The 12527-nt window shown below is 35.1% G+C and carries 8 protein-coding genes; all 8 read left to right on the top strand.

What is annotated here, in order from left to right:
* The first annotated feature begins 2 nt into the window (after positions 1-2).
* The 8 genes from QLS71_RS09410 to QLS71_RS09445 all read left to right on the top strand — a co-directional run bounded on the left by QLS71_RS09410 (position 3) and on the right by QLS71_RS09445 (position 12522).
* Positions 3-2267: a TIM-barrel domain-containing protein gene (locus QLS71_RS09410; protein WP_308991014.1), complete on the top strand. Its 2265-nt coding sequence runs from the start codon at positions 3-5 to the stop codon at positions 2265-2267.
* Between the two features lie 44 nt (positions 2268-2311).
* A complete protein-coding gene (locus QLS71_RS09415) occupies positions 2312-3064 on the top strand; it encodes a phytanoyl-CoA dioxygenase family protein (RefSeq protein ID WP_308991013.1) in 753 nt (250 codons plus the stop codon).
* A 98-nt stretch (positions 3065-3162) separates the two neighbouring features.
* Positions 3163-4752, top strand: coding sequence for a sodium:solute symporter (locus QLS71_RS09420; protein WP_308991012.1), 1590 nt, complete (start codon positions 3163-3165; stop codon positions 4750-4752).
* A gap of 47 nt (positions 4753-4799) precedes the next feature.
* Positions 4800-5678 carry a hypothetical protein gene (locus QLS71_RS09425; RefSeq protein ID WP_308991011.1) on the top strand — a complete coding sequence of 293 codons (879 nt, stop codon included), beginning with the start codon at positions 4800-4802 and terminating at the stop codon, positions 5676-5678.
* A 218-nt stretch (positions 5679-5896) separates the two neighbouring features.
* The gene (locus QLS71_RS09430; protein WP_308991010.1) at positions 5897-6079 is read left to right on the top strand and encodes a hypothetical protein; all 183 of its coding nucleotides are present in this window, start codon (positions 5897-5899) and stop codon (positions 6077-6079) included.
* A gap of 41 nt (positions 6080-6120) precedes the next feature.
* Positions 6121-7488: an MFS transporter gene (locus QLS71_RS09435; RefSeq protein ID WP_308991009.1), complete on the top strand. Its 1368-nt coding sequence runs from the start codon at positions 6121-6123 to the stop codon at positions 7486-7488.
* Positions 7489-7522: 34 nt separating this feature from the next.
* Entirely contained in the window at positions 7523-9652 is a 2130-nt protein-coding gene (locus tag QLS71_RS09440) for an alpha-L-rhamnosidase C-terminal domain-containing protein (protein ID WP_308991008.1), read from the top strand.
* Positions 9653-9660: 8 nt separating this feature from the next.
* Positions 9661-12522: a glycoside hydrolase family 2 TIM barrel-domain containing protein gene (locus tag QLS71_RS09445; RefSeq protein WP_308991007.1), complete on the top strand. Its 2862-nt coding sequence runs from the start codon at positions 9661-9663 to the stop codon at positions 12520-12522.
* Positions 12523-12527: the final 5 nt, after the last annotated feature.

Genomic DNA, 12527 nt, shown 5'->3' on the forward strand with positions numbered 1-12527 from the left:
AAATGAAACAAACCAACCATCAATTTTTCGACTTTCTAGACTTTAATACCGATTTATCTTTAGAAGAAGGAGTTTCTAGACTTTGGAAAGCTTGTAAACCGATTGATATTACTAAAAATGGACTAGGTGTGGTATTAACAGTACCATTTCAATGTCAATTATTGTCAAATGAAATTACATCAGATATATCTATTTCAAGAAAAAATTATAACGTCTTTTTACGAGCCTTTGGTGAAAAAATATTAAGAGTTAGTGTTGGTTTTGATAAAGAAATTTTAGAATCATCGCCCATGTTAGAGATGGCGGATGATATTAAAGAAATGACTTTGAATATTGAAAAATTCTCAAATGAATGGAAAGTTAAAGATGTAAACGGAACTTTACGTGCTGTTTTCGATTTATCAACACCAGAAATAGACCATTGGAGCGACTTACTGCCAGAACCAGAAGAGTCTATGAAAGCCACGTTTTATCCAGATGGAAAAAAGGCTATAACAGTTAGTGCTTACGACCAGTTTTTTCCAGGTAGAATGGACGCTATGTGTTTGTCGTTTGTAGAAACTCACGGGGAACCAAGTAAAGCATCAATCTCATTTCATGCTAAACCAGATGAAAAATTTGTAGGTACTGGTGAGCGTTTTAGTAAAATGGATTTGTCTGGAAACACGTTTCAGTTAAAAAATCAAGACGGACAAGGTGTAAATAATAAGAGAACTTATAAAAATATTCCGTTTTATCTGTCTAGCGAAATGTATGGGATGTTTTTGCACACCTCTACATATTGTAAATTTTCACTGGCTGATTTTTCAACAAGGTCGGTACAATTACTAGTTGAAGAGCCTGTTTTAGACATGTTTTTAATAGGAGAAGATTCACCAGATAAAATTATTTATCAATATAAAAAAATAACAGGATTTCCAACGATACCACCACTTTGGACTTATGGTGTATGGATGAGTAGAATGACTTATTTTTCTGAAGAAGAAGTTAATGAGATTTGTGATAGATTAAGAGTGGAAGATTATCCCTGTGATGTGATTCATTTAGATACGGGTTGGTTTAAAACCGATTGGCTTTGTGAATGGAAATTTAATTCTGAACGATTTCCAGATCCTACACGATTTGTTTCCAACTTAAAGAAAAATGGATATCGAGTAAGCTTATGGCAAATGCCGTATATTTCAGAAAAAGCAGAGCAATACGAAGAAGCTAAAGCAAATAATTATATAGGAGCTTTAAATGGCGAGCTTATACAAGGAGGTTCGAATTTTAGTAGTTTAGATTATGCGGGAACTATCGATTTTACATATCCAAAAGCGGTAGAATGGTATAAAGATTTATTACGAGAACTTTTAGATATGGGAGTTGCTTGTATAAAAACAGATTTCGGAGAGGAAATTCATTTAGATGCTAATTATCACAAGATGACTCCAGAGTCACTTAATAATTTATATGCTTTGTTATACCAAAAAGCAGCTTTTGAAGTAACCAAAGAAGTTACAGGAGAAGGTATTGTTTGGGCAAGAGCAGGATGGAGTGGTTGTCAGCGTTATCCAATTCATTGGGGTGGTGATGCCGCAGCATCTTGGGATGGTATGGCAGGTTCTTTAAAAGGTGGTTTACATTTAGGCTTGTCGGGTTTTGGTTTTTGGAGTCATGATGTGCCAGGGTTTCATGGTGTTCCTAATTTTATGAATTCGGTTATTCCAGACGATTTATATGTACGTTGGACCCAATTTGGGGTGTTTACTTCGCATATTCGTTACCATGGTACTTCTAAGAGGGAACCTTATTACTACCCAAATATTGCTACTACTGTTAGGAAATGGTGGAAACTACGTTATGCATTATTGCCTTATATTTTACAAGAAAGCGAAAAAACAACATCAACAGGATTTCCCGTTTTAAGAGCTTTATTAATGCATCATCCAGAAGATAATATGTGTTGGCATATTGATGATCAGTATTATTTTGGAGATGATTTTTTAGTGGCGCCCATAATGAATTCAGAAAATAAAAGAGATGTCTATTTACCTGCGGGTAATTGGGTTGATTTTTTTACTGGTAAAAAATTCGCGGGTGAAAAATGGCTTAAGAATGTTGAATTCCCTATGGAAGATATGCCTGTTTGGGTAAAACAAAATGCTATAATTCCAGTATATCCTGAAGCGGTAAACTGTACCGATGATATGGATTTAAAAAAGGCTATACCTATTAAAATAGATACAAATTTTTCAGGAATTTGGAAGCAATTAGATTTTATATAAAAGAAAATTAAAAACAAAATATAACAATTTAAAAAATAGAACAGATGAGTGCAGTTATAACTAATGAGCAATTAAATCAATTTCAAGAAGATGGTTTTTGCATTGTGAAAAATGTGATACCACAAGAACTTATTGAACGATTAAGAGGTGAATGCCAAAGATTCATAAAGGAGAAAGATGATGAAATGGACCGAAAAGGAGTCGAGGTGGATGAGATTAATCATAAAGGAAAAAGGTATTTCATAGCGCTACGTTATAAAGATAGTAAAACCATGCAAGACCTTATTTTTGGTAAAGAAATGGAGCAAATTACACGTAAAATTTTAGGAGACGATGTGTTTTTGTTTTTAGAGCAGTATGTGGTAAAAGCAGCCGATAAAGGAATGACGTTCTCATGGCATCAAGATTCTGGGTACCTAGATTTTGAGCACAAACCATATTTATCAATTTGGTGTCCTTTAGATGATGTAACTGAAGAAAACGGTACCGTATATTTATTACCTTACAAAGAAGCAGGAACCGATCATAGAATAGACCACGTTTTGCAAGAAGGTACTAACGATAAAATTGGATACTTTGGAGATAATCCTGGAGTTCCAGCAGTATTAAATGCAGGAGATGTTGCGTTATTTTCAAGCACTTGCTTTCACCGAAGTGGTTCTAATAAAACAAACAAATCAAGACGCGTATTGTTAATTCAATATTCCTCTGAACCTATCTTAAAAAGTACAGGTGAACCACTTTACTGGGCGGAACCATTTGTAAAAGCAGGAGAAAATGTTAATGCATTTGTATAAAATGTAAAAGTAACGCAGTTATATACTGCGTTTTTACATTTTAAATAAACCAACTAACCAAAATTATTAATTAGTTAAAAAGATATTATATTTAAAAAATGAATATATACGACCAATTAGATTTTCTTGATTTTGCTGTAGTAGGCATGTACCTTTTAGCATTAATCGGTATTGGAGCATGGATTGGATTCAGACAAAAAAGACCAGCGGACGAAAACTACTTTCTTGCAGGGAATTCATTAAACTGGACGAGTATAGGTTTTAACATGTGGGGCACCAATGTAGGGCCTTCTATGTTAATAGCATCGGCAAGTATTGGATATACTACAGGTATTGTAGCTGGTAATTTTTCTTGGTATGCGTTTATATTCATTTTTTTATTGGCAGTTGTTTTTGCACCAAGATATCTGGGTGCTAGAGTACAAACCTTACCAGAGTTTATGGGTAAGCGTTTTGGTAATTCAACGCAAAACATATTGGCTTGGTACACAATTGTAACTGTTTTATTAAGTTGGCTATCATTAACATTGTTTGCGGGTGGTATTTTAATTCAGCAGATACTTAATTTACCCATGTGGTTATCGGTAGTTATATTATTGCTAATCGCAGGTTTCTTTACCATGGCTGGCGGACTTAAAACCATAGCTTTCACTAATGTAATACAAATGGTATTATTAATAATTGTATCATTTTCATTAATGTGGGTCGGTTTAGATAAAGTTGGAGGTGTTAGTGCTTTAATTGAAAAAACACCTTCTAATTATTGGAATTTATTTTTACCTAGTGATGATGCTAATTATCCCTGGGTAGCGATACTGTTGGGTTATCCTATTATGGGTGTTTGGTTTTGGTGTACCGATCAATCTATGGTACAATCGGTATTAGGAGCTAAAAGCATTAAACAAGGTCAGTTAGGGGCTAACTTTACAGGTTGGCTTAAAATTATTGATGTGCCGTTGTTTATACTGCCTGGAATTATGTGCTTTATACTCTTCCCTAATTTAAGTAATCCAGATGAAGCTTATATGACTATGGTAACCGAGTTATTTCCAACTGGTATGAAAGGGTTGGTTATGGCGGTTCTTATTGCAGCATTAGTAAGTACTATTGATTCTGCTTTAAACGCATTAAGCACCGTTTTTACGATGGATATTTTTGTAAAAAAATTCCAACCAGATGCGAGTCAAAAGAAGATTGTTAAAGTAGGGCATTTGGTTACGGTATCAGGAGCCATCATTTCCATATTTATTACTATGGCAATAGATAGTATTAAAGGACTTAATTTATTTGATGTATTTCAATCAGTATTAGGTTTTATAGCGCCACCCATGTCGGTTGTATTTTTATTTGGTGTTTTATGGAAAAAAACGACTACGAAAGCGGCTAATAGTATTTTAATTTTTGGTACAATTCTTAGTTTAACGGTTGGTATTTTGTATCTGTGGGTATTTCCTAACGACCCAAGTGCGGGAGTTAAAATCTGGCCGCATTTTTTAATTTTATCTTTTTACATTTTCGTGTTTTTATCTATTATGATAGTGATTATTTCGTATTTAGATAAGAAAAGTAATTCGTATCAAAGCACGCTAAATTACACCAAAGCGAAACTCTCACCAAAAGTAAAGTTACTTTGGGGAACATTGATTTTAACAATGATTGCATTGTATTTATTTTTTAATGGACATTGATAATATCTAAGAGTTTTTGTAATCAGAATAAAAAATAATAATTCATTATGATAAAAAACACAAACGATGGTAGTAATAACTTACCATCTTTACGTATTGATTTAAACTACGGAACCTGTGAAGATTTACCTTTGTTTTCTACAGGACCAAAAGGGAGCGATAGAGAAAAGCATGAAGCAATTGCAAAAGCTGGTTTTGAAGGTGTTCAAGACGGTGATCCCGAACTTTGTAAAGAATTCAATTTACAATTAACAGCCCATGCAAGAGTTAATGACGTTGGCGATTTAAAAGATTTACTGCCTTTATGGAAATCCTTAAATTATAATTGTGCAACGGTGCATTTAGGTTGGGGCATGGAATCGGATGTTGAAATGGATGTTTTGGTTAATTATATCAAAGAATGTTCAGAAATGTTTGATATTCCTATTTACATTGAGACACATCGAGCTACCGTTACCCAAGATTTGTTTAGAACGGTGGAGTTAACAAAACGATTCTCCGAAGTACGTTTCAATGCCGATTTTTCACATTGGTACACAGGGCAAGAAATGGTGTATGGCGGTATAGAAAACAAATGGGATTTCATTCAGCCGATATTTGATCGTGTTCGATTTATACATGGCCGTATCGGGAATCCAGGTTGTATTCAGGTAGATATAACTGATGATAAAAACCTAAGTTATGTGGAGCATTTTAAAGAAATGTGGAAACGCTCTTTTTTAGGGTTTTTAAAATCAGCAAAACCAGGAGATTATATTTGTTTCACTGTTGAACTTTTAAAAGCAGAGATTTTTTATGCTAGAACAGTTCCAACTACAACTGCTGGTGAACTAGAAGAAGGCGATCGCTGGCAGCAAGCATTGTTATATAAACAAATGGTTGAGCGGTGTTGGGAGTCTGCTAACAAAGAATTTTATTCCAAATAGATTTCCAAAATTATAAAGCAAAAATATAATTTAGCTTTCTTTTGTTTTTTATTTTCTTCTTTTATTTGTTTTTAACAGGTAGGTACAGGATGGAAATGAAAGAGAGAATAGTCATTTTTACTGAAAATCATGAACTTTTATTATGTATAACAAATTATTAATGTCTAAATTACTTATAGCCATACTTCTGTTTTCTTCTTTTAACGTATTAGTACAAATTGAAAAAAACGAAGCTCCCTAAATTTGGTACTGGAGATTTTGAAGTTTGGTTGAGTAATAAAATGCAAGTAAGGTATACTGAGCGGGAAGCATTCTTTCTTCATTTCAGAAAAAAAGACAGTCATTATGTATTGGTGAAATTAAGAAAAAAAGATAGTTTTGACTTAAGCAAAGGAAATTGAAGGGTAGTCAAAATGCATTAAAAAATATAAATAAAATAAAAATGGAACAAAAAGAAGGAAGTTTAAAAAGTACAATCGCTGTATCGCTTACTAATTATCTTGATGCTGGCGCGATTGTGGCCGGTGCAAGCGGATTGTCTCTTTGGCAAAATTACCTCGGACTTAACGAAGGGCATCTTGGCTGGCTTAACGCCATCAGTGCTAATGCTTTTGGTGCAGCTATTGGTGCGATTGTTGGCGGTTTTCTTGCTGACAAATACGGACGAAAAACAATTTACACCTATAATATGCTTGTGTATATGTTGGGGATTGCAGTAATTATGTTCTCGGTCAATTTCTCAATGCTATTGACTGGTTTTCTGATCACAGGTATCTCGGTAGGAGCGGGTGTGCCTGCTTCGTGGACTTATATTTCCGAAAATTCTGAAGTGGGTAATCGCGGACGCAATATGGGTATTTCTCAGTTTGCCTGGGGAGTTGGTCCGACGATCATTTTATTATTAGGAATGTTGCTTGCTCCTGGTAAAGCGGATGCTGCAGCAGGTGCTTTATTCGGCTATGTAGAAAAAATTGCGACATTCTTTTTAGGAAACGATGTAAGTATTGAATCAGTCAATGTATTCAGCAGCCGTATTATTTTCGGCTCCTTGTTTATTGTAGCGTTTGTAGCATGGCTTTTGCAACGAAAACTCAACGAATCAAAAGACTGGGAAGATGCTCAGCTAGCTCAAGGGAATGAGAAACAACCGAGTGTTTTTGCTTCGTTCGGATTGCTTTTCAAAAACAAGGTAAATATTCGCACCATGATTTTTCTAGCTGGTATTTACGTTTCTTGGAACATGGTTGCTTCCGTGATGGGTTTCTTTCAACAACATATTTATGAAAATGCAGGTGGTCTTTCTAACGGAGAAGCGAATATGGTATCGGCAGTACAATGGATCGTGATTATTGCGGTAACTTATTTCGGCTTTGCGATGATAGTCGATAAAGTAAATCAGCGTCTGTTGTATTTTGTTGGCACATCGATTGGTATAGCGGCATGGTGTATTCTCATTTTTATTGGAATAAAAAATCATACTGCCTTATGGACTTTTACTATTCTTTGGGGTATTCACGCAGGTATCAGTGTACAAGCATTTTATGCGCTTTGGGCTTCGGAACTCTTTCCAGCTAAATATCGAGCAGGAGCGCAAGGGGTTATGTTCTTTGTAGTAAGAGCTGTAGCGGCCATATGGGGATTGGGATTTGTTCATATTTACGGAGAAAACGGAGAAGGATTTAACACTGCGGCCTACATTATGGTAGGATTGCTCATGATCGCGTTAATAATAGGAACTATTTGGACGCCTAAAACTCGCGGCAAAACATTGCAACAAATAACAGAAGAAAGATACGGAGACAATATTTAACACGGATTTTATATTATCATAAAAAATTAAACAAATGGGTAAACCTTTTTTACCGAACACCTCACATGCTTCAACTTGGATTTGGTATCCAGGCGATTTCGAAATTTGGTTGAGTAATAAAATGCAAGTAAGACGTACAGAACGCGAAGCGGTTTTTCCTCCGCTTTGGCAATATTATAGTCCTTATCCTTTGATTACCTTTCAAACAGAGGTTGATATTCCAGAAGAAGATGAAGTAAAAATTTACTCAGAAGGTACGTTTCAATTACTTGTAGATGATGTTCAAATCTATGGCGTACCCGAATCAATTACAATTCCATCTGGAAAGCACAAAATTTCCTTTAAAGTTTATAATCAAGAGGTATTGCCTGCTATTTATGTTGATGGCAAGTATGTGAAATCTAATGAAACCTGGATTGTAACCAATGAAGATAAACTTTGGATTGATGAGACAGGAAAAGCACAACAATCTGGAACGCCTTGGGTACCTGTTGGTTCTTGGAATTTTAATTCACCTGAGAATAAACCTTCCGAATTTCGTCTTACTACCGAACCTTGGAATGCTAAAAAAACAGAAAAAGTAGGCACTGGCGAGTTAGTAGATTTTGGTAAAGAAACATTTGGTTACATTAAAATTCACGGTTTAAAAGGAAAAGGCAAATTGTCACTATATTATGGAGAATCTCGTGAAGAAGCGCTAGATTCAGCCAAATGTGAAACATTGGACTATCTCCATTTCGATGGCAATCAGCCAGAAACTTATACACATGATAAATCCAAAGCATTCCGCTATGTTCAAGTACAAGCTGACGCAACAGTGGAATATGATTCCATATCGATGCTATATGAATATTTGCCATTAGAGTATCGTGGTGCATTTAAATCTTCAGATGAAGTATTGAATAAAATTTGGGATGTATCGGCTTATACCATGCACTTAACAACACGAGAGTTCTTTATTGACGGTATAAAACGTGATCGCTGGGTTTGGTCTGGTGATGCCTATCAAAGCTATTTAATGAATTATTATTTATTCTTTGATTCGTCATCTGTGGAACGAACATTGCTCGCCCTACGAGGGAAAGATCCCGTTACAGCGCATGTGAATATTATTATGGATTACTCGTTTTATTGGTTTGTAGGCATATACGATTATTATTTATATACAGGCGATACAGCTTTTATTAAAACGTTTTATCCACGAATGAAATCACTCATGGAATTTTGTTTAGGCAGAAGAAATGAAAATGGATTCTTAGAACCATTAGATGGTGATTGGGTTTTTATAGATTGGGCGGATGGCTTACCAAAAAAAGGAGAAGTTAGTTTTGAGCAAATGTTATTAGCAAGAAGTTTAGAAGCCATGGCTGTTAGTGCAGAAATTGCTGGTGAAAATGAAGATCAAAAACAATATCAAGAATTAGCAGATGATTTAAAAGAAAAATTGTTTGATGTGTTTTGGGATGAAGAAGAAGATGTCATGAAGCACCAGCGAATAGATGGTGAAATGCAAGATATTGTTACCAAATATGCCAATATGTTCGGCATCTTTTTTAATTATTTTAATGAAGAACAAAAAGAAAGTGTAAAGAACAAGGTATTACTTAATGATGATATTTTACAAATTACCACACCATATATGCGTTTTTATGAATTGGAAGCACTTTGTGCTATGGGAGAACAAAAATTTGTTTTAGATGAAATTCGTGATTATTGGGGAGGCATGTTAGAACTCGGCGCAACGTCTTTCTGGGAAAAATACGATCCAAAGCAAAGTGGTGGTGAACATTTAGAAATGTATGGTCGCCCTTATGGGAAAAGTTTGTGTCACGCTTGGGGCGCAAGTCCAATTTACTTATTTGGTAAATATTATTTAGGGGTAGAACCTACTGCTCCAGGATATTCTGAATATGTTGTAAAACCCAATTTAGGTGGTTTAAAATGGATAGAAGGCAAAGTGCCAACTCCAAATGGCTCGGTAGATGTTTATTGCAGTACTGATGAAATTAAAGTAAAAGCTTCAGAAGGCGAGGGTACTTTAATCATTCATAGTATAAGCAAACCTGAAATCAATTTAGTAGACATAAAATCATTGGGTTCTAATAAATATGAAATTAAAATAAAACCTAACACGCAATATTCAATTCAATACAAAGCACTATAATTTATAGCATGAACAAATTTATTTACAGATTATCTTTTCTTATATTTTTAGCAAATTTTGCAGTAATAGCACAAAACACAGAAACCCAAATTCAATATTTATCAGGGACTGGTTACCAAGACACCAAAGAGTGGGAGTTTAAAATTTCAGATGGAAGAAACAGTGGCGAATGGTCCACCATAAGCGTACCATCAGTTTGGGAGCAAGAAGGTTTTGGGAAGTACCAATACGGAATCAAATTTTATGGAAAACCTTTTCCTGAAGGTATTGCCGATGAAGTAGGAGAGTATAAATACACGTTTAAAGTACCTAAAGAATGGGAAAATAGAATAGTTAAAATTGTGTTCGATGGATCTATGACAGATACCCAAGTTAAAATAAATGGGTTGAAAGCAGGCTCCGAACATCAAGGGGCATTTTATCGGTTTAAACATGATATATCTGGACTTTTAAAATACGGAAAAGACAATGTTTTAGAAGTTACAGTGGCTAAAGAGTCAAAAAATGCGAGTGTTAATTTAGCGGAAAGACGCGCTGATTATTGGAATTTTGGAGGCATTTTTCGTCCTGTTTTTTTAGAAGCTTTACCTGCAAGTCATATCGATTATACGTCGTTAAGAGCTGAAGCTGATGGAACCTTTGAAGCAAATATTTTTTTAGGAAATGGGGCGTCTAATTTAAGAGCAGAAGCTACAATTTTTGATGAAAAAGGAAAAAAAATAGGAGAAACACTATCGGGAACTGTGGTTGCTGGTGGTGATAAAATTCATTTAGATGGAACGTTTAATAACGTTAAACAATGGACTGCCGAAACACCCAATTTGTACAAAGTAGCGATCAAACTTTTTAAAGATAAAACACTTTTACACGAGATATCTGAAACTATAGGATTCAGAACTATCGAGATTAGAAAAGGCGATGGTATTTACGTTAACGGACAGCGTGTATTAATGAAAGGAATTAACCGTCATAGTTTCTGGCCAGAATCAGGAAGAACCTTAAACAAAGAATTAAACTATGCCGATGTTCATTTAATGAAAGAAATGAACATGAATGCAGTGCGTTTATCACACTATCCACCAGATCCAGAATTCCTTCAAGCCTGCGATGAGTTAGGTTTATACGTGATGGACGAATTAGGCGGATGGCATGGTCATTACGACGATGCTATTGGTAAAAAGTTAGTGAAAGAAATGGTAACGCGCGATTTAAATCATCCAAGTATTATTTTCTGGTCTAACGGAAATGAAGGCGGTTGGAATACTAATTTAGATGACCAATTTGATATCTGGGATTTACAAAAACGTCCTGTGTTGCACCCACAACAAGAACATAATGGTGTTGAAACCATGCACTACCGTTCTTACGGTGAAACCTTAGAGTATTTTAGAGACGATAAAATTTTTATGCCTACTGAGTACCTTCACGGATTGTACGATGGTGGTCATGGAGCTGGTTTTGATGATTATTGGGAAGTGATGCGTAAGCATCCTAGAGGCGCAGGAGGCTACCTTTGGGTGTTTGCTGATGAAGGTATTGCACGTACCGATCAAGATGGACGGATAGATAATCAAGGAAACTATGGAGCTGATGGTATAGTTGGGCCACATCACGAAAAAGAAGGTAGCTTCTTTACTGTAAAAGAGGTTTGGTCTCCAGTAATGATTATGAATGCTTCAAAATTAGAAAAAGATTTTAACGGGACTTTCAAAATTGAAAACCGTTACGATTTTGCAAATACAAACACTTGTAAATTTGAATGGGAATTGGTGAGTTTTACATCGCCATTACAGGGTAAATCAGATCGTAAAACTATTAATAAAGGAACGGTTAAATCACCAACTATTTTACCTCATGGTAAGGGTGAATTAAATATAAATTTACCAAATAACTGGCAAAATGCCGATGTGTTGTACTTGAAAGTAACTAATGCGAAGGGGCATGAATTATGGACTTGGGATTATACCTGGGATAAACAAGTAGAAATAAAACAAGCAACATCAGGAACCATTGATTTAAAAGAAACAACAGGAAATTTTACTGTTACAGCAAATAAAACAGTGGTGAAAATTGATAAAATTTCTGGAAAGTTGATAGAAGTGCAACAAAACGGAAGCACTATCAGTTTAGCAAACGGTCCTAAAATAATGATAGCGCGCCGTGGTGATCGTACTTTAGATGGCACCATCAATCCAGAATTTTTAAAAGGAGAAGATCGAATCTATAAAGAGTTTGCATGTTGGGATGAAGAAGTGAATTGCTCTGAAAATCTATTGAATATTTCAGCAAAAAAAGATGGTAATTTGGTTGTTATTGAAGCAAATTACCATGGAATTCTTCAAAAAGTTGTTTGGACGATTGATTCTGACGGATTGATTCAATTAGATTATGAATACGAATATAATGGCGTTGTAGATTTAGCAGGAATGTACTTTGAGTATCCTGAAGAAAAGATGCAATCTAAAAAATGGTTAGGCGATGGGCCTTATCGTGTTTGGCAAAACCGTTTAAAAGGAACCACTTTAGATATTTGGGAAAATGATTATAACGATCCTATTCCAGGAGAATCGTTCAATTATCCAGAATTTAAAGGCTATTTCAATAACTGGAAATGGGCAGAATTTACCACTGCCGAAGGAAAAATTCACATAGAAAATAAAGAGACTAATACTTATCTAGGAGTGTATTCTCCTCGTGATGGTCGTGATGCATTATTGTACACCATTCCTAACACAGGAATTGCGGTGTTGGATGTTATTCCACCAGCAAGAAACAAAGTAAATACTACAGATTTAATAGGTCCCTCATCACAACCAAAATGGTTAAACGGACTTCAAAAACGTACGGTTTATTTAAAATTTAAGAAATAGTATAA

Origin of the sequence: Mariniflexile litorale (genome assembly GCF_031128465.2) — a bacterium.
GTDB lineage: Bacteria > Bacteroidota > Bacteroidia > Flavobacteriales > Flavobacteriaceae > Mariniflexile > Mariniflexile litorale.